Annotated in this window: 14 protein-coding genes and 1 pseudogene; 3 read left to right on the top strand and 12 right to left on the bottom strand. The window is 38.1% G+C overall.

Annotated elements, in window-relative coordinates:
- Positions 1–216: 216 nt before the first annotated feature.
- Positions 217–1,677 (top strand): pentapeptide repeat-containing protein, encoded by a 1,461-nt coding sequence (locus tag ACP6PM_RS25995; RefSeq protein WP_426589801.1) that lies wholly within the window; start codon positions 217–219, stop codon positions 1,675–1,677.
- Positions 1,678–2,122: 445 nt separating this feature from the next.
- Here the strand turns inward: ACP6PM_RS25995 and ACP6PM_RS26000 are convergent, their stop codons facing one another.
- The 7 genes and pseudogenes from ACP6PM_RS26000 to ACP6PM_RS26030 all read right to left on the bottom strand — a co-directional run bounded on the left by ACP6PM_RS26000 (position 2,123) and on the right by ACP6PM_RS26030 (position 7,233).
- Positions 2,123–2,953: a spondin domain-containing protein gene (locus ACP6PM_RS26000; protein WP_426589802.1), complete on the bottom strand. Its 831-nt coding sequence runs from the start codon at positions 2,951–2,953 to the stop codon at positions 2,123–2,125.
- Positions 2,954–3,383: 430 nt separating this feature from the next.
- Positions 3,384–3,530: pseudogene (locus ACP6PM_RS26005) on the bottom strand (multicopper oxidase domain-containing protein); the annotation flags it as partial.
- 347 nt (positions 3,531–3,877) lie between these two features.
- Positions 3,878–3,958, bottom strand: a complete 81-nt coding sequence (locus tag ACP6PM_RS26010; RefSeq protein WP_426589887.1) for a helix-turn-helix domain-containing protein — start codon at positions 3,956–3,958, stop codon at positions 3,878–3,880.
- A gap of 195 nt (positions 3,959–4,153) precedes the next feature.
- The gene (locus ACP6PM_RS26015; RefSeq protein ID WP_426589803.1) at positions 4,154–4,684 is read right to left on the bottom strand and encodes a hypothetical protein; all 531 of its coding nucleotides are present in this window, start codon (positions 4,682–4,684) and stop codon (positions 4,154–4,156) included.
- Positions 4,685–4,913: 229 nt separating this feature from the next.
- On the bottom strand, positions 4,914–5,687 hold the full coding sequence (gene hisA, locus ACP6PM_RS26020) for a 1-(5-phosphoribosyl)-5-[(5-phosphoribosylamino)methylideneamino]imidazole-4-carboxamide isomerase (protein WP_426589804.1): 774 nt from the start codon (positions 5,685–5,687) through the stop codon (positions 4,914–4,916).
- A 27-nt stretch (positions 5,688–5,714) separates the two neighbouring features.
- Entirely contained in the window at positions 5,715–6,410 is a 696-nt protein-coding gene (locus ACP6PM_RS26025) for a DUF2459 domain-containing protein (protein WP_426589805.1), read from the bottom strand.
- 151 nt (positions 6,411–6,561) lie between these two features.
- A complete protein-coding gene (locus ACP6PM_RS26030) occupies positions 6,562–7,233 on the bottom strand; it encodes a TetR/AcrR family transcriptional regulator (RefSeq protein ID WP_426589806.1) in 672 nt (223 codons plus the stop codon).
- A gap of 203 nt (positions 7,234–7,436) precedes the next feature.
- Here ACP6PM_RS26030 and ACP6PM_RS26035 point away from each other — a divergent pair, with 203 nt between their 5' ends.
- Both ACP6PM_RS26035 and ACP6PM_RS26040 read left to right on the top strand, forming a co-directional pair.
- Positions 7,437–7,991 (top strand): carboxymuconolactone decarboxylase family protein, encoded by a 555-nt coding sequence (locus tag ACP6PM_RS26035; protein WP_426589807.1) that lies wholly within the window; start codon positions 7,437–7,439, stop codon positions 7,989–7,991.
- Positions 7,992–8,422: 431 nt separating this feature from the next.
- The gene (locus ACP6PM_RS26040; RefSeq protein ID WP_426589808.1) at positions 8,423–9,376 is read left to right on the top strand and encodes a Rieske 2Fe-2S domain-containing protein; all 954 of its coding nucleotides are present in this window, start codon (positions 8,423–8,425) and stop codon (positions 9,374–9,376) included.
- 288 nt (positions 9,377–9,664) lie between these two features.
- Here ACP6PM_RS26040 and ACP6PM_RS26045 read toward each other — a convergent pair whose 3' ends face one another.
- The 5 genes from ACP6PM_RS26045 to ACP6PM_RS26065 all read right to left on the bottom strand — a co-directional run bounded on the left by ACP6PM_RS26045 (position 9,665) and on the right by ACP6PM_RS26065 (position 18,796).
- The gene (locus ACP6PM_RS26045; protein WP_426589809.1) at positions 9,665–10,831 is read right to left on the bottom strand and encodes a TPM domain-containing protein; all 1,167 of its coding nucleotides are present in this window, start codon (positions 10,829–10,831) and stop codon (positions 9,665–9,667) included.
- Between the two features lie 556 nt (positions 10,832–11,387).
- On the bottom strand, positions 11,388–11,699 hold the full coding sequence (locus tag ACP6PM_RS26050) for a muconolactone Delta-isomerase (protein ID WP_426589810.1): 312 nt from the start codon (positions 11,697–11,699) through the stop codon (positions 11,388–11,390).
- Between the two features lie 747 nt (positions 11,700–12,446).
- Positions 12,447–12,953, bottom strand: a complete 507-nt coding sequence (locus tag ACP6PM_RS26055) for a PAP/fibrillin family protein (protein ID WP_426589811.1) — start codon at positions 12,951–12,953, stop codon at positions 12,447–12,449.
- 51 nt (positions 12,954–13,004) lie between these two features.
- On the bottom strand, positions 13,005–13,211 hold the full coding sequence (locus ACP6PM_RS26060) for a hypothetical protein (protein ID WP_426589812.1): 207 nt from the start codon (positions 13,209–13,211) through the stop codon (positions 13,005–13,007).
- A gap of 92 nt (positions 13,212–13,303) precedes the next feature.
- Positions 13,304–18,796 carry a trifunctional serine/threonine-protein kinase/ATP-binding protein/sensor histidine kinase gene (locus tag ACP6PM_RS26065; RefSeq protein ID WP_426589813.1) on the bottom strand — a complete coding sequence of 1,831 codons (5,493 nt, stop codon included), beginning with the start codon at positions 18,794–18,796 and terminating at the stop codon, positions 13,304–13,306.
- Positions 18,797–18,942: the final 146 nt, after the last annotated feature.

An 18,942-nucleotide genomic window follows, 5' to 3' on the forward strand; every position in this document is an offset into this window, starting at 1 on the left:
TTTTATGAGTTTGCAAACAGCTTCTAAAACCTTGAGATTGCTTCCTTTGAATCCGTTCCAGTCGCAATGACTTTACAATAATACAACCTATTTTCGTCATTGCGACCGATAGGGAAGCAATCTCAAGTCCCTAGTTTTTCGTACCTAATGCGTAAGTCCTGAATAACTAATTATCGGGACTTGATATGATAAATATAGTAGGCGGAAATATTAGAAATGACATTAAGCTCAAAAAACTTTGATTCTCTAAATCTGTATCGGGTGAATTTGTCAGGATTAGACCTGAAACAAGCTAGCTTTCGTAATGCTAATCTTCGCTATGTTGATTTGAGTAATACCAACCTAGATGGAGCTGACTTTACAGATGCCGATCTAACCCAGACTAATTTGGCAGGAGCGCAACTAAATGAGGTTAATTTCACTGATGCCAATTTATCCGAGGCTAACTTGCAAGGGAGTCAATTGTGTAATGCTATTTTAGAGCGTGCTTGTTTACAAGGTGCCAATCTCAATCAAGCCGATCTGACAAATGCCAACATTTGCAATTGGAAAATTAGCAGCTCCACAACCATTGAAGGAATACAAGGAATATCTGATAATGAAATTAATATTGACCTATCACAACAGCAATGGAAAAAGATCGACGCTACCCTAGAGGAACTCTACCAACTCAAAGGGATGGCCGATCGGGAAACCTGGAATGAACATTTTTTTGACAAAGCCAAAGATATGGAACTTCCGCCCCATATTTACAATCATCTGTTTAATAAATACTATGAGAGTCACCTTTTCCGAGAATCTCGAAATTCCTTCAGGGTTTACTTGCTGCGTGACTTACAATTTCTCAAAATAGAACGCTCGATCGAATCTCTGAACTATTCTATTGCTCACTTAGATATTTTTCCGATTTTGGAGAAGTTAGAGAAACTATCGATTATTGGTGCTTTATTTCTTCTGATTAATACATTAATTGAAGTTGACTATGAATCTCAGTATCGCACTTGGGAAATTATTAACTCTGATCAAGAAGAAGTTTTTGGTGGTACTCATCTAGGATTGGAAAGACTAGCCCAAGAAGGAAACAGTTTGGAGTGGCTACAGGCAGAGAATACAGAGTTAAACGGTATTAACCTGCGGAATGCCAATTTAAAAAAGGCTAATTTCAGCAAGGCTAAATTGAGAGAGGCTGACTTAAGAAATAGCGATCTAAGAGAGGCTGACTTGAGAGAAGCTGACTTAAGAAATGCGAAATTGAGAGGGGCAAAACTGGAAGGAGCAGATCTGGAAGGAGCAGATCTGGAAGGAGCAGATCTGGAAGGGGTTGACCTCAAAGACATTGACCTCAAAGGCGTTGTCCTTAAAGGGGCGAAGTTGACAAGGGTTCAACTAAAGGATCTTAAGCGAAAGAAGGCTAACCTGAGTGGGGTTGACCTGAGTAGTGCTAATCTGAGAGGGATTAACCTGAGTGAGGCTAATCTGAGAGGGATTAACCTGAGTGAGGCTAATCTGAGAAGGGCTAATCTGAGTAAGGCTAACCTGAGTGAGGCTAACCTGAGAGGGGCTGACCTGAGAGGGGCTAAAGGACTAACAGTCGAACAAGTACGCCAAGCTAAAAATTGGAAATCAGCAAAATTCGATTCATATTTCCAAAATCAACTAGATAACCCCAAACCTTAGAAGCTGTTTGAGAAATATTGCATAGAACCTATGAATCCGCGCAAACCTAACCCCCCTGCCCCCCTTCCCTTGTAGGGAAGGGGGGTCTCAAAGCCTCTCTCCTCCTAGGAGAGAGGTTTTTATAAGTTGACAAACAGCTTCTTAGAAAAATCTATGAACTATCCGTTCTACTAAACTTACCTAAAATTACCCAGTCTGGTAGGGTGCGTTAGGCAACGCCGTAACGCACCTTGAATTACACATATTTTATGATTACTGGTGCGTTACACTTCATTAACGCACCCTACTGGACTGTTTCAGCTAATATCCCAATGACAAAAAGAGCGATCGCCTTATTATAAATCCTGTTGTACCAGCCATCCAAAAAGAGCGATCGCCATTTACGCTATAATCAAAGGAGGTAAAAAAATACCCCCTGTATAATCTTTAGCCAGTAACTGTTTAATTACTTTTTAAAAGATTTCCGAGCTGAATTTCCCAAGAACAACAAGCCACCAAAAGCAAATAATCCTAAAGTGTTTGTAGGTTCAGGTACTGACTCAACAGTAATGCGTGCAATCTGATAGCCAGGAGCTGTGAAATCACCGTTTGGTGCTGCTGCTAGAATATTACCACCTTCTAGGAAACCGGGATGAAAAGTGACAACTCCATTCTCATCAGCACCAGTGTTAGGAGCAGCTTGGGCAAGGGCAGCAGTATTTTCTGGTATTTCATCATTAACTTCTGTTCCTGCATCCCAAACTCGATCGCCAGTCACAACAAAGTCAGCACCTAAGAAACTGCCATCATCATCAAAAATCTTGATTCCAAAAGGGTTTTCATTAGCAATAAAAGCATCATTACTAGGTAAACCCATTGCTGCATAACTGAAATAACGACTACTATCCAGACTACTATCTAGGTCAAATATCATAGAAGCAGTATCGCCAGAAGTCAGCACCTGAAAAGGACCTGTAGGTCCTAATATTGTAGCTTGAGTCTCGCCTGCGCCACTGTTGGCAAAAGCAGCAGTAATTGGTGCAGTATTAGCATCTTCGGCTAATGCTTCGAGATATTCAGGGGCAGCTACATCTAAGTCGAAAGTATCGAAGTTACCATTATGAAAGCCTACCCATAATGGAGAGAAAAAGAACCCTTGAGTAGGGGCAATATTTTCTACTGTAACTTTTAATCTTGCTGCTGTTGCTGCGGAACTAATAGTTAGGGTCGAAGTTACGGCCATTGCTGTGGCGATCGCTCCACGAATATTTAACCAAGTTTTACCATTTATATTCATTAGACATCTCCAAATTTATTTGATTATCTGTACTCTCCGTAAAATTTAGGATGAGTGCTTAGGTTTGATATTAAAAACCAGAGATTAAAATTATCTGAATTTTGTCTGAGTTTTTTCTCTGGATTTTTTATTGAATTTTCTCATTTTCTTGACTGATAATAAATCTCCAAAAAAAGTATGGAAGTTCAATGAAACTTACCTACAGGGGTTCGGTTATTATGTTTTCTGATATCATGTCCGGTAGCATCGGTATTGTATAGCAAAGCTAGGGAACAGGGAACAGAGAAGAGGGACCAGAGAGAGGAAGGTTTAAGAGCAAGAAAAAACTTAAATTTCCTGTTGATATTTACGCTAACTTTTACACAAACGATATAAACGGACATGATATGACTCCTTACTTCAATCATAAACCCTCCAGTCAAGTGGAAAGTCAAGCCTTAATTTCTAAATTTCCGATCATCCCCAAATCTTCGTGGTCGAGAATATGACAATGGTAAACAGTCTTTCGAGCAAAATCTCGTAATGGCATCCGAATTAAAACAGTCTCTGCTGGTCTGACTAATACTACATCTTTCCAGACGTGATAGGATTCTAGCCAATTCTTGGTAACTTAATACGATTAAAACCTACTGATATTGAACCGTCCAGAGTAAAACTATCATCTCTACCTTTTTTCTTAAGTCTAGGTTGACTAGACACAAGGAGTGAATCTTCGTTTCCAAGAGTAAAGACAAATGCCTCAAAGCATCCATACGGCTCTGTTTTAGATACTTAGTACCCACCAATAGTTATTCGGTTTAAGCATTGCTACTAAAAGTTTATGCAGGTCGATTGCAGTAGGAAATTTAAGTTTATTATCAGGATTATTTGAATTGTGCTATACGAATGTTTCTAGTCAACCACAATCCCCAATTGTAAGCGTACCTAGCTACAAAGCGCGTGTTTAGCTAGTAATGTTTTTTGTTCGTTTGTGGGGTGTAGTTCAGTTTTGAATCCAAGTAGCATAAAACAGATAATCCCAGATTTTTATAGACAATAGACCTCTCCGGAAAAGAGGGAGAAGGGAGCAGGGAGCAGGGAGCAGGGAGAAATAATTGATAATTTATACGAGATAATTGATTTAATTTTTGATTATCGGAGATGTCTAATACCAGATTTTAGCCAACAGTTACAAACCCTCTCCACGGGAACTTCAAAAAATCAACTAAACCAAACTAACCCACTTAAAGTCAGAACTATCAATAGTAAAGCGACCCAAACAAACTGATTATCTTTTGTATTGACCTTGCTGGGATCGACAACTTCTAATTGAGCAGTTTTTGGCTTCGGTGGAGGCGACTTAACTTGGGAAACTAGACCGCTACCCCTACGATCTTTAGCATCACTCTCAGATATTGCGCCCAAGTCAGGAATTTTTGTTACCCATTCTGGTCGGGTTCTCAGTACAGGTGCTTCCAGAATAGCTAATATACGTTTTGCTTGTTGCCTGGTTTGTAAATAAGAATGACGAGTGAGTTTTTTACAAAGGGCAGTAGCTTCTTGAACTTTGCCTGCAGCTTGATATGCTGTCACTAGCCATATTTGTGTCTCTCCTCCTAACCGAGAATTAGGATTGATATTTTCTAGGGCAGTTTCTAAATGCTGTAATGATTTGCTATATTGACCACGTTCAAAGGCGTGTTTCCCAGCTTTATATTCAGTTTCAAATAACTCTAGGTTTTCTGAACTCACAATCTCTATTAATTTTTTTAGATATTTAAAGTAATTTAATTAGGACTTACGCAAGTACAACATATTTTCGTCATTGCGACCGACAGGGAAGCAATCTCAAACCCTAGTTTTTCCTACCTGATGCGTAAGTCCTGTTTATATTATGTTCGGTTAAATAGTTATAATTAGAGCTTCCTAGTAGGGCTTGAACAATTAAAATAGATAGGGCTAAAGCCCTACTACAAACAAATTAGGCAAATGCAGAATAGCCCAAGTTGGGAGGGACATCTTGCCAACGCCCTTGACCTACTGCTTGATTTGCTTCTGTGATACTAATATCTCCAGTGTATAAGGCACGACCAACAATTGCGCCTTCAACGCCAATGGGTTCTAATGATAGTAAGCTTAATAGATCCGTAATTGAACTAACACCACCAGAAGCAATTACAGGAATGTTAACTGAAGTAGCTAACTCCCTTAAGGCTTCTATATTAGGTCCTTTGAGAGTACCATCCCGGTGAATATCAGTGTAGACGATCGCTGCAACTTTAAATTTGGCCATTTGACGCGCCAGGTCAGTTGCTGATACTTCTGAAGTTTCTAACCAACCTTTGGTAGCAACCTTACCATCTCTGGCATCAATACCTACAATAATTTGACCAGAAAATTCTTGGCAAAGGTTGGAAACTAACTGAGGTCGCTCTAGGGCAACAGTACCCAAAATAGCCTGCTGCACCCCAAGAGCAAGTAGACTTGCCACTGCGGAATAGTTGCGTAACCCACCGCCTACTTGTACTGGTACATCTACTGCTTTGACGATCGCTTCAATTGTCTTTTGATTAACTGGTTGTCCTGCTTTTGCACCGTCTAAGTCTACTAAGTGTAGCTTAGTTGCTCCTTCCTTTACCCATCTTTTCGCTACATCAACTGGATTATCATTGAAAACTTGCGTTCGCTCATAATCTCCTTGATACAACCTTACACAACGTCCACCTAATATATCGATCGCGGGAATTATATTCATAAACTTGATATTTTGTATACAAAACTACTAATTTTGTTCACAGTTGCACCCACTGTTAACATGATACATAATCGAACTAGAAAGTCCTGACCATAAAGGAGTTTTTACTCCTGCTAACCTCAGAGCTTCTGCAGTCCAATCATTACAAGCTCTTAAAATTGAATAAGTATCTTTTGCTGCATAAAAACCAACTCTATAATTAGGGTCTATGGTCAGACTTCTTCTATTACCCTGGGCATCAAACTGGAAAGAATCATTGATAAATTCCATTAGCCTATGGTAATTAGATTGGGTAATTATAGCACACTTAATTTCATATTGTTTAGGAACATTTTGATAAGCTAATACCCTCATTGCAGAAGGTGTGGGCAGGAATAGGGCCTGAAAAATTGTTACAATTGGTAATAATGTCCCAGTATAAGTTTCTAGAAAATAAGCTCTATCGCCAAAGCCAAAAGCTAGATAATTTATTGAAACTGATGGATTAACTATTAATTTTAAGTTTAAATGTTCTTGCCAATCCCAACTTTTAGTCTTGGCTGGAACTAGAATATCTGTATGGATACCTGTATTGTAAATGTATATTGGTATACCGTTTTTTAATAAGTTTAAATCACAAGAATTATTCCCCAAATTTCTAGGAGAAAAGTAACCAATATTTAAGCAAATAACTACAGATAAAATAAAAATTAATAAAATTTTAGTAATTCTCTTTTTTAGCATAAAAAAATTATGATTTATTGATTGGGATCGTCAACATAACCCCCCATAATGATTGGCTCATTTTTTGAATTTCACCCACATTCTCAAAAAAGTATCAATATAAAAATTAATGAGTTGAATTATGCAACAGTAATTGAATTTTGACTCTACCTTAAACTCTACAGGATTTTTCTGTATGCAGCAGCACTCCTCCTAGAACTAGATTGATTGCTTCTTGAGTTTGTTTTTCAATCATTTCTTGGCTCAAAAGTTCCCGTTCTGGCTTGAGATAATTGAGATTTTTCTGGGCATCAAAATAAAATACACAGATCCCCAGAATGTTAATGGCTGTTAAAAATGGATCGAGCTGCCGAAAATTTCCTTCTGCTATTCCTCGTTCGAGAATATTTACTAAACAGACAAAACTTTCTTGCCAACCACTTAGTTTACCATATTTACCCTGATTTTGGATCGCTTCGTGAAACCATAGTCTCCCTCTATGAGGATGAGATGCTTCGTAGGCGATCGCTGAACGTACTAGCATTTTCAATGCTACTTCTGCTGGTAACTTCTCTAGTTGCGACGGATGAATCATTTGATTAAGTTCTCTCGCCAGTCTTTGAAAAACCTCCTGATACAAACCTTCTTTACTGTTGAAGTAATAATAAATCATGGCCTTTGTTACTCCTGTACGATCCGCGATCGCATCTATTCTTGCCCCAGCTAAACCAGACTTAGCAAACTCTTCCTCTGCTGCATCTAAAATTTCGGCTTTTGTTGCTTCTCGATCTCGCAATTTTCGTTTCTTGTTAGGCAATGATTTTTCTTTGGCAGGATGGTTCACGAGTATATAGACTCCCAACAAATTTACTAGCTTGAACTGAAAAGGCCAAGCTTTACACTCTTAACTATGGCCAACACTTGGCCTTGACCCGTAGCTAATTAATATTAGCATTTGCTTCGTTAACTCTTGACAAAGCAAATTTAATAGTTTTATAGTAATTACTAACTAAAAATTTAGTTAGTAATTACTAAGAGGAGTACTAAATGGCATATATAGATATACCATCAGGTTTTCCCGGCATTGCCGGGTTAATGAAATATCGACCCGATACAGGCAAACTGCTGTTGGAATTGAGCGAAACTTTGTTGAGAGGAGACTCACCCCTATCACTAGAAGAGCGAGAAATCATAGCTGCTTATGTATCTCACCGGAACGAATGCAACTTTTGCACAGGTGTTCATGGAGCGGTAGCCAAACAATTGCTCAAAAACGATAGTAATGTAGTTGATACAGTTTACCAAAATCTTGAGAGTGCAAATATTACAGACAAACTCAAGGCGCTACTAAAAATAGCAGCAAAAGTGCAACTTGATGGTAAACAAGTTTCTGAGGATGATATTCAACAAGCAAAAAATTTAGGTGCAACAGATAGGGAAATTCACGATACAGTATTAATTGCAGCAGCTTTTTGTATGTTTAATCGTTATGTAGATGGTTTGGCAACTACTATACCAAAAGAACCTGGAGCTTATGAACAAATAGCTTGTCAAATAGTAGAATCTGGTTATAGTGGATCTAAAGAATTATTATTTGAATAGACATCTCCAGAAAAAAGGGAACAGGGAACAGGGAACAGGGAAAAAGAATTGATTTTATTTTTGATTTTTGGAGATGTCTAATAGTAATATATAGCTTTAAGTATTCAGCTATCAGCTAGCCTCTTGCCTTCTGGGTCGTAACTGCGAACTTCAGCTCAAATAAAAACTATTGGTTGTAAAGGATTTCAATTTTATCAATGTCCTAAAATTTTTTTGTATTGCTATACCAATTTCATAAAATGTTGCAGAGTGTGAGTTTGTTGGAAGGTGTTAGGTGTTAGAAGGAGTGCAAAAATATTAATAGTTTTGCAAATGATTTTACAGTAACTATACTTTTTTAAATTTGCTCTATTCTAGTTTAGAAACAAGATAACCCTATAGATAAATTTAGGGCAAACATTTTTTTAGTAAATCTGATTTGAGAGGAAGAAATGGAACCAATTTTACCAGGCGCACCTTGGTTGATTGCTCATAAATCAATGTTGGGTTTTAATCAACCACAAAAAATTACTTTAAACGGGAAAGATTATGTTATTTGGCAAAACCAAAAAGGCAAAGTTTTTGCCCTCGATAATATCTGCCCCCATTTACAAGCTCCTCTATCTGAAGGGTGGGTTTGTCAAGAACGAAACACAATAACTTGCCCCTTTCATGCTCTAGAATTTGATGTAGAAGGAAAATTATATAAAGAGGGTAAATTAGATACTCAACCAGTTACTCAAACTTTAGAATTAATAGTTAAAGATGATTGTATCTGGACTTACGGTGGCTATGAACCAAGACTGCCAATTCCTGAATTAATTCACAGAGTAACTAAGGAATATGAATTTCTAGGAGTAACTGGAGAAAAGAGTATTCAGGCAGATTTCTTAAGGAGTATGCTTGTGAACTACGATTATAATCATCAAAATGGTACTCATAAGGATTTATTTCAAATTACTTCATGTGATGTTAAGTCATACCAAACTGATGGATATTATGCCAAAGTAGAACAAAAAGCAACAAGAGCAAAAAATACTCTCGGAGAAATTTTGAAAAATCCAGCTTTGGGGATAATTCCTAAAGTTATGAATAATATTTTGGAATATTCTTTTCCTTCAACTACAGTTTTATTTGCTGAAGCACCAGTTGGTAGTATTGCTCAAACTCATATTATTTATCCAGAAAGAGAGAATCTAACAAAGACTTTTATTTTGTTATATGGAAAATTCAAAAATCCACTATTAAAGTTTTTGTTTCAAAAATCATTTTTGCAGGCAGCAGCTACTGTTATTGAACAGGATACAAAAGCAGTAGAAAATCTTTATCCGCGACAAAAACCTAAAATTAGATTGCCAAATGAAGAGATTATGTTTGATGCCGAAAAACTTTATTATGATTGGTGATATCCAGTCCACTAGCATCAGTATTATAAAGTAAGGGTCATTTCAGTTATCAGTTGTCAGTTGTCAGTAAGAAGGAAGAGGGAAAAAACTTAAACTTGGTATAGATATTTTTCCCAGGATTTATAGAAACCGACATGATGTAAAGTGTTAGGAAAAGGGAAGAGGAATTATTATTTTTCCCTCTTCCCGATCTATTGAATTGAAGTATTAATTTACTTTGCTATCTTTCTGTAATTTTCAGTCTCAAAACCCAATGACTATTATTTTGCCATACTAAAAGTATAGTTATTACCAGCCACCACCATCACCTCCACCATCACTGCCACCACCACCAAAACTACCACTATCATAGCTTCCAGAGCTACTGCTACTGCTACTGTGACTGTAGCTACTATCATCACTGTAAGAGCTACTACTACTGTTATTCGATCTACTACCAGTAGTTTTACGATCGCTACTGCTACTACTCAAGCTCTTACCTTTATTGCATCTAGAGCTACTGCTACTACTCTTGTAAGAACTATTGCTAGTTTGAGTCGAACTATTGTCAGCATTTTTAGTAATAGAGATGGAAGCTTTCTTACTACCAGAGGTGCTGCTGCCAGTTTGAGTCGAACTATTGTCAGCATTTTTAGTAATAGAGATGGAAGCTTTCTCACTTCCAGAAGTACTGCTACTACTATAGATGCTTTTCGCACTCATCTGGGTTTTGTTAAAACTTTTGAATATACCCCGGAACATCCATATCAGTAAGATACCTATGAAGATACCTATACTTATAAAGAAAGTCTGTGTATTTGGAAGTGCTGTTACAAATGCTAGGATAATATTTTCCAGATACCCTAGTTGAAGTACTGATACCAGAAAAATACTGATGAAGATACCCATAAAGATACCTGCGATGGAAGTTTTACTTAACTGAGATTTCTCTGTTTTCAGAGATGTTACTAATTCTTTTGTACCTGCAACCACACCATTTTCAAAGTTTCCTGACTTAAATTCAGGGATAATTTTAGTGTCGATAATATTACTAACCTTAGCATTTGGTAAAGTTTGCTGTATTCCCTTACCAGTTTCAATTTCCACACGGCGATCGCCTACAGAAACTAAAAACAGCACACCGTTATCTTGACCTTTTTTACCAATTCCCCAATAATTAAACAACTTAGTAGCAAATGCTTTGGGAGTTGCTGCTGGTTGAGTTTCTGGCACAGTTACAACAGCAATTTCCGAGCCATTTTTGGCTTCTAAGTCGGAAATCATTTGGTTAAGTTGATTTTCTGTACTTTGACTGAGAATTTCAGCCATATCTGTCACCCAACCATGATAATGTTGTCGGGGGTTTGATACTTGTTGTACCGTTAGAGCAAAACTAGGCAAAGGATGTATTAGCCAAGTTTGGACTACAAAAATTATTGGCAAGACACATCTCAAGATAATTAAAGGAAAATTCATAATTTCTACCTCTTGGAGAAACAAGAAAATGTTCGCTATTAATTACTCAGGTGCAGTTGATTAATTTATGATTTCTGGAATGGCCAGTTTGGTTAGAATCTTGGAATTTTTAGCTATGTAGCAATCCGCGCATTGGTTGTGACAATTTTTATAATAGACATCTCCAGAAAAGAGGGAACAGGGAACAGGGAACAGGGAACAGGGAACAGGGGGGAGTAATTGATAATTTATGGATAAGAATAGATTTTATTTTTCATTTTTGGAGATGTCTAATAGTTAATTTGAACTGAAAAGCTTTAAAATTATGACTCCTGTAGGGGGGAATGGCCATTCCCCCCTACCAGCAAAATATTACAACTTAAATAGGATTACTATAGAAGCCATTTGGTATTTTTACCTGGAAGTAAATTTTTGAAGTACGGAGTCATTTGTGGATATAGGAAATAGACCGAAAAGATGGAAAAATATTTCAATACACCCCATCTCCCCATCACCCTATCACCCCATCACCCCATCCATTTTTCAATAGACCTCAAATGGGTTCTATAGATGGCTCTTAGCTTTTTCTCGCTTTCAAATCGGTAGCAAAATCTTCATAGGGTCGTAATGATGTAACCTCGATATTCACATATTGTCCCAATTTTTTCACAATTGGTAAATCCATAATTATTTGGTCAAGTTGATCGGGAGATTCCACATCAACAATAGCTATTACTCTACGAGTTCCCACACACTTCCATAAATTTACTACAATTCCTGCTTCCTTAGCACTCATTGCAGCATCTGCTTCTTCGCTCCAAATAGTAAATAGTTCTTCTTGGCTCATAGTAGCAGGATATTCTACTCGAAAGTCTAAGTGATACAGCATAGATACCTTAGTTTAAATAATACATAAAATTATTTTCTGATCCTATCATACAAAAAGAGTTAGAGACTGTTTGTAAAGGAAATATAAAAAGGATATAGGGAACAGGGAACAGGGAACAGGGAATAGGGAATAGGTATGGAGGGAGGAAGAAATCAAGACAACTATTTGTAAGTTAAAAATCTGGGAATATATGTACCTTTAAACCTCTGGTATCTAGGAAATTTCAATCTCTTGAAGTACTACCGCTTTTAGATTTTAGTCATTATTTGCTCTGTTAAGACTTATTTTACAAACAGTCTCTTAGGAGTTAAGAGGGAAGAGAATTTAGAAAGATTTGGTAATGACGCTCAAATGGAACATTTTTTTATACCGAATTAACCGGATTTGATATAATACTTTACGTGGCTAGAATTTCTCGGTTGGTCAGTAGGGAAAACGCATCTAAATTCTGGAAACTTTTGCCATTAAGCTTTAGAGAAATGATGAGTATAAATACTCATAAGCTTGACATCCTTGCCCTATAAGAACTTCAAAATAAGATGCGTTTGCCCTGGGTTGCTCAGAAAGACTTTATCATCCACTAAAAACCTAGAAAATCATTTAGGAACTACGCGCGTATTTGATTCTTGATTATAATCAAGAATTTTCCTGCGCGACATTAAAGGTGGAGCAAATGCGGCAGCTATATCGCCTGACCACAATTTTATCACTACATATATAGGACTACCAATTGTTAATTATTAATTGTTAATTATTAACTTTTGAAGCCAAACGTTCACAGACTAAAACAGTTCCCTTTTCTCCCTTTGTAATGCGAAGTTCTTCATCTAGATAAAGGAGTTCTAAACGACCTTTAGGCGATCGCTTCATTGTAAAAGAAATTTCTCCTGTTTCTGTATTCATACCTTGGGGAGGTATTAACCCAAACATCAACTTTAAAAATACAGACATTAATTGTTCTTTTAACCCTTTCTTTGATGCTTTAGGTTGAACAAATATATCTTTCCAAATTGATAAATCTTCACCCTTTTGTGGAGCTAAAGTTCCTCCTGTAAATTCGACTTGTAAGTTTTTATTATCGGCAGGATAACAAACACCTAAATTACGAACTATACCTTTTAATGGTGGGAATAATTCATCAATAATACTAAACTCAACTACAATATCATGGCTACGTTTTTCTCCTTCTCCTAACAACACAACAGGTTGTCTAACAGAGTCAATAACTAACTTTAAATTGGTAGGTTCAAACATATTAAATGCTAATCTTCCCAGAGTATAAGCATATTTACCATTAGAGAGTTTCTATCCTTGAGGAAAAGAAGGGGCACTAATTAATAGCCAGTCTTGAGATTCTAAGAGTGAGCTATGGGTTGGGTCTACTATAGGGTTAAGTTGAGAAAGTTGCTCAATTTTTTCCTTAACCTTGTGCTGTTTAACATCTCCGTCATAGGTCTTCAAAGCTTCTCTCAAAGCGATTTTTGTTTCAAGTATTGTTGCTGTATCATTCATAATTTTTGCCCCAGATTATAGATTAATTACCTGTATTAAATTAATTTAACATTAATAGGGTAGGGATTTGCTCTCCAAAGAAGGGCAAGATTTTATCTGGGAATAATAATGGTAAAAATTGTACCTTCCCCAACTATAGAATTACAGGTAATCTTACCACCGTGTTTTTCTGTTACTATTTGATGAGCGATCGCCATGCCCAAACCCGTCCCTTTTCCTACTCCTTTGGTGGTAAATCCTTGCTGGAATATTTTTGCTTTTACCTCTTCTGTCATTCCCGTTCCATTGTCAGCAATACTCACGATCGCCTGCTTGTTGTCTTCACTCAATTCCGTTCCTATCGTAATCCGATTTGGTTCTTTTTCTATTTCTTGAAAGGTTTTTCCTTGATTGCTTCCATCTAAAGCATCGATGGCATTAGCTAACAGATTCATAAATACTTGATTTAGTTGCCCCGCATAGCATTTCACTTGAGGAATATTACCGTAATTTTTAACCACTTCAATAGCTGGACGGTTTTCGTTAGCTCTCAGCCGATATTTTAAGATTAATAAGGTGCTATCTATTCCGTCGTGCAGATTAAACTCGGTTTTGGCTGCGGTATCCGTGCGAGAGAATGTTCGCAGAGATGTGCTGATATGGCGAATTCGTTCGCATCCCTCTGCCATTGATGCCATCAATTTGGGAAAATCTTCAGCAATAAATTCAGGTTCTAGAGCCTCAATCTCTGCGATAATTGACTCTGGTGGAGATGTATTTTTTTGATATATTGAAAGTATAGTCAGTAAATCTTGCAAGTGCTCAAAACCTGCGTCAATATTACCTCCAATAAACCCAACAGGATTATTGATTTCGTGAGCCACTCCTGCTACCAAATTCCCCAAGGTGGCCATTTTTTCACTTTGAACTAATTGCAGTTGAGCCTCTTGTAAATCTTTCAGTGCTTGTTGCGCTTGTTGATACAATCTGGCATTTTCCAGGGAAATTGCTGCTTGAGCGCAGAGGGTATCTAAAATTTCTAGGCGCTCCCTAGTAAACGCATCTGCAGTTAAACGATTTTCTAAATAGAGAATACCGATTAATTTCCCTCGTTGGAGTAAGGGCATACACAGCAAACTTTGGGGATGAAAACGTAGCAAATAACTATCGGCAGCAAACTGTTCTTGAGCAGCTTTGGCATCTAAAAGTGCAGTTTCTGTGGTGCGTCTAACATAGTTAATCAATCCTACTGGTAAGTCTTGACTATCTTCCAGAGGAATGGATTGATTGAATGAATTTATAGTTAATTGACTGCTTTCTCCAGTACGAGTTGCAATCGCTTCTATGGTCAATCCTTGTGCCCCTGTTAATAATAATGCACCTTTGGTAGCTCCAGCATTTTCCAGGATAATATTCATCAGAGTGGAGAGCAGGCGATCTAGTTCGATTTCTCCTGAGAGATTTTGAGAGGCTTTTAAGAGGGAGGAGAAATCGAAAATAGAGGAAATATTGGCAACAGTTGCGGTTTGAGAATAAGAATTACTTGTAAGTTTGGAAATGCTGGTATTTGAAGACAAGGAAGTCAGATCGCGTTCTAGAATTGGTCTTAATAGTTCGGGATAGCGTACTTCGAGGTCTTTAACTTTAGCTTTAGCTCCCCATTGAGCATAGCAATAGTAGGCTTCTTGTAGATAAAGCATGGCAAATTTTTCTTTGCCCCAGTCGAGGTAGAATTTGGCAGCAAGTTCGTTAGCCAAGGCTTCTTCTTGGATATATTTGTTTTCTTTGGCTCCAGCAATGGCGCGATCGTAAAGGTCAATACAGTCTACTTCATTTCCTAACAAACTGTTCGCAGCCGCATCAACTAAAAAGTATTTGTGGGAAAAATTTTCAGGGCAACTTGCTGCCCACTGCCTGAGTTTTGCTTGGTTGAGCTTGACTTTTTCAAAATAATCATTATTTGAATTTAAGGAATAAAGACGACAATATTCTATCGCAGCTATCGACTGATAAAAATTAAGAGCTGCAACCTGATATTTACCGGGGATAACATTAATAATTTCATCTGCAGAGCGTGCTGCTATCAGAGCCTCTTCATAGCGACCATACAAACACAAAACTTTCGTTTTTAAGATCCAATAATGACAAATAGCATAGGTGCTGTTATTAGCCTTACAATTCTCTAAATACTCCTGTTCGGTGGAAAGATCGTTCGAGGACTTTTGGGTGATATCGGCAAGCCAAATATTCAAGCCAACCATAACATCCACCGCAAGTTGATAATTGAGCGTCTGAGTAGCAAACTCCAAATGTTGTGGAAGGATTTCCTGAATTTCTAGAATATTATCCCCCGCATAAAATGGGTTCAGGGACTTGTACATTAGAATATTTGCCGAAAAAATTAGTTCTCCAGACTCCAAACCTGCAACCAACCCTTCATTGAAAATAGATTCTGTTTCACGCAGAGGGCGCACCCAAGACAGGATGTTATTCCCAAGAATGTAACACGCTTTACAGAGATCGCTGCCCTGATGGAAACGTTTAGCTAAATTTTCTGCAAGTTTGCCAAATTCATAGCCCAATTGATAATTGCCCTGTTTTCCTCCCACATACATCCCATAGGAAGAAAATCCATAGCTTGATTCAGCGACCATACCAAAGTTGAGGGATATAAAAACAATCGATAATGTAATCAGAAAGTACAGGTCTTCTTTTTGCAGGACATAAGTTGGCACTAACAAATTATTGAGTATTTTTATAATTGCACGCTTCTCTGGATCGGTTGCTTCAGGCTCTGAAACGATCTCTTCTATCTTCCGATTACCAAGCTTGAGGTCAATCTGAGCTTGACAAGATTCAATTTTTTCTTTTAGGTTCGTTTCTGATAAGTCGAAATTCAAGCAGTCTAAGGCTTTTTTTCCATATTCAAGCGCTTGCAGGAATTCCCCCTGTAAGGTAAATTGCAAAACAGCTAGATTAAACGCTTCAGCTCGATCGATAGCCTGTTTTGTGGATTGCACGATCGATTCAACAAGCGCAAGAGATGTAGCAAACTTTCCTGACAGATAGTTAACTTCTGCTAGGTTAAGGTAAACCTCCAAAGTGACTTCATAGCACTGCTGCCAACTATCGGTTGGTAAAAGTTTCCTGGCTATTTCAAAATAGTCAATCGCCGATTCATATGCTGTGGTTTCTTTGGCTCTAATCCCTGCAATGCGGTTGAGACGAAGGAGTTCCGAGCGTTCTTTCTGGGTTTGAGGATTGTTAATCCCTTTATTTAAGTGATTGACAATTGCAAAAATGCGTTCGACAAGTCTATCTGGCGATATGTTAGCAAGCAACAACCGACCAATTTGAACGTGCGCGATTTGCTTTTTTTTCTCTGGAATTAAAGCATAAGCAGCTTGTTGAACGCGATCGTGTAGGAAACGATAATTTATATCAATTCTCTCAGCTTCAGCAGAGTTAATTTCACCTTGAAAAAACTTGTAAGCTTGGCTAGTCGGTAAAACCATCCCTTCTTGCAGCGCACTCCAAAGTTGGCTCGCCACTTCCTCTGATGGAGTTTCACAAACAACAGCCAAAGTTTCCAAATCAAACTGATTGCCAATACAAGCAGCTAACTTCAACACCTCTTGTGTCCCTTCTGGCAACTTCTGCAACCTTCCTGCCATAAATTCTACCACATCATCCGTGAGAGCTGCATCTCGGACCTTCACCAAATCGCATTCCCAATATCCCAAATGAGGATTAAATAAAATCAATTTATCTTCATACAACCCTTTCAAAAATTGCGTAGTAAAGAAGGGATTTCCTTGAGTCTTTTGATAAACCAATTCTGTCAGTGGTTGAGATTGTTCCACTTGACAAATTAGGGTTTCGGCTATGAGCATATCAATGTGATGTACGGACAAGGGGGCAAGAGTTATGGTGGAAATTGCTGCTTCCTGCTCTCTTGGTGCGCATTCCCTCTCTTGGTCAGCATTCCCTTGCGTCTTACACCGACGCGGGTTATGACCGCTTGCACCTGTCGGCGACGCGAGGTCGCACCGCTTTTCCAATTCTGCTAAGGTCAACATCAGAGGATGAGCGGGGAAAACTTCGTTATCCCGATATGCTCCCAGAAGTAGTAGATATCCTGTTGTACTATTCCTCATCAATATCTTCATTAGATTTAATGATGCCGAATCTGCCCATTGCAAATCGTCTAAAAATATTGTCAAAGGATGTTCTTTGCTAGTGAAGACGGCAATGAATTTCTCAAATAGTAAGTTAAAGCGATTTTGGGCGGCACTTCCGGATAGTTCGGGGACGGGAGGCTGTTTTCCAATAACTGCTTCGAGTTCGGGGATAACATCAATGAGAACTTGTCCATTATTTCCCACCGCTTCCAGGATTTGAGTTTTCCACTCAAGCAATTTGGTATCGGATTCTCCGAGTAATTGCTCCATTAAGCTGCGAAAGGCTTGGACAAAAGCAGAGAAGGGAATATTTCGATTGAATTGGTCGAATTTCCCTTTGATAAAGTAACCTCGTTGCCGGACTATGGGTTTATGAACTTCATTAACCACCGCAGTTTTCCCGATACCGGAGAATCCTGCCACCAGTACTATTTCGCTTTTTCCTTCAGCAACACGCTCAAAGGCATCAAGTAGTGTTTTGACTTCGGCTTCACGTCCGTAGAGTTTTTCGGGAATCAGGAAGCGATCGCACAAGTCCCGCTCTCCTAATTCAAAAGCCTCTATTTTACCACTTTCTCTATATTCCACCAGACATTTTTCTAGGTCATATTTTAGCCCCAAAGCACTCTGATAGCGTTCTTCGCCATTTTTAGCCATCAGCTTGAGGACTAGCTGTGATAGTGTTGGTGGACATAAAGAACCCCCTAATACCACCGAGTTACTGAGAGGGTCTGGGGACAAAGCTATATGAGCATGAATCAATTCTAAGGCATCATCCCTGCTAAAGGGTAAAGTTCCCTTCAGTAATTCATAAAATGTCACTCCTAGTGAATAGAAATCACTGCGATAGTCAATTCCTCGATTCATCCTTCCTGTTTGCTCCGGCGACAGATAGGCGAGGGTTCCTTCTAAGACATTGGGGGTTTGAATGCTTTGGATTTCTTTCGGTAAAAGGCTAGAAATACTAAAATCAATTAATTTTACTTGTTTGGTTTCTGGATGAATCAGGATATTTGCTGGTTTAATATCTTTATGAATAATCCAATTATTGTGGAGTTGGTGTAGAATTTCAGACATTTGAATAGCAATATCTAGAAATTCAGGGATACAGAAGGAGGATTTTCCTTCATACTCGGCCAAGGATACACCCCCCATATCTTCCATAATCAGGGCATAGCGGTTTTCGTAGCGCTCTAGGGCATAGGTTTTGATGATGTTTTCTATCTCTAGGTTTTTGCTAATTGCATATTGATTTCTAAACTGAACTAATTCTCTAAAGGAAGGATATTGATTGCGGATTAATTTGATAATGACTGGTTGTCCATTCTCCACATTCTGACCGCGATAAACTATGGTCCTATCGCTTTCGTGAATGAGTTCAAGGGCTTGATAATTGGCAATTTTAATTGTTTTTGTCTCAGTCATTGGCTCAGTTTGTTCGTCGTTGAGTCTAATTTTGGTTATATTTAGCCCAGTTTACTTCATTTTTGGCCAATAGTCTAGCTCATAGGAATATTTACAGTTGTCTGTTTGAATCAACTGCATAACCATAAATTTAGATATTGTTTGTC

Source organism: Dapis brunnea BLCC-M229, from assembly GCF_050015995.1.
In the GTDB taxonomy this organism is placed as follows: Bacteria; Cyanobacteriota; Cyanobacteriia; order Cyanobacteriales; family Microcoleaceae; genus Trichodesmium.

Excerpts from the sequence above, each read along its gene's own strand:
- ACP6PM_RS26010 (WP_426589887.1), bottom strand. The coding sequence starts at position 3,958 with ATGCTACTTGGATTCAAAACTGAACTACACCCCACAAACGAACAAAAA.
- ACP6PM_RS25995 (WP_426589801.1), top strand. The coding sequence starts at position 217 with ATGACATTAAGCTCAAAAAACTTTGATTCTCTAAATCTGTATCGGGTG.
- ACP6PM_RS26055 (WP_426589811.1), bottom strand. The coding sequence starts at position 12,953 with ATGTTTGAACCTACCAATTTAAAGTTAGTTATTGACTCTGTTAGACAA.
- ACP6PM_RS26050 (WP_426589810.1), bottom strand. The coding sequence starts at position 11,699 with ATGCTGTATCACTTAGACTTTCGAGTAGAATATCCTGCTACTATGAGC.
- ACP6PM_RS26025 (WP_426589805.1), bottom strand. The coding sequence starts at position 6,410 with ATGCTAAAAAAGAGAATTACTAAAATTTTATTAATTTTTATTTTATCT.
- ACP6PM_RS26045 (WP_426589809.1), bottom strand. The coding sequence starts at position 10,831 with ATGAATTTTCCTTTAATTATCTTGAGATGTGTCTTGCCAATAATTTTT.
- ACP6PM_RS26060 (WP_426589812.1), bottom strand. The coding sequence starts at position 13,211 with ATGAATGATACAGCAACAATACTTGAAACAAAAATCGCTTTGAGAGAA.
- ACP6PM_RS26000 (WP_426589802.1), bottom strand. The coding sequence starts at position 2,953 with ATGAATATAAATGGTAAAACTTGGTTAAATATTCGTGGAGCGATCGCC.
- hisA (WP_426589804.1), bottom strand. The coding sequence starts at position 5,687 with ATGAATATAATTCCCGCGATCGATATATTAGGTGGACGTTGTGTAAGG.
- ACP6PM_RS26065 (WP_426589813.1), bottom strand. The coding sequence starts at position 18,796 with ATGACTGAGACAAAAACAATTAAAATTGCCAATTATCAAGCCCTTGAA.
- ACP6PM_RS26040 (WP_426589808.1), top strand. The coding sequence starts at position 8,423 with ATGGAACCAATTTTACCAGGCGCACCTTGGTTGATTGCTCATAAATCA.
- ACP6PM_RS26035 (WP_426589807.1), top strand. The coding sequence starts at position 7,437 with ATGGCATATATAGATATACCATCAGGTTTTCCCGGCATTGCCGGGTTA.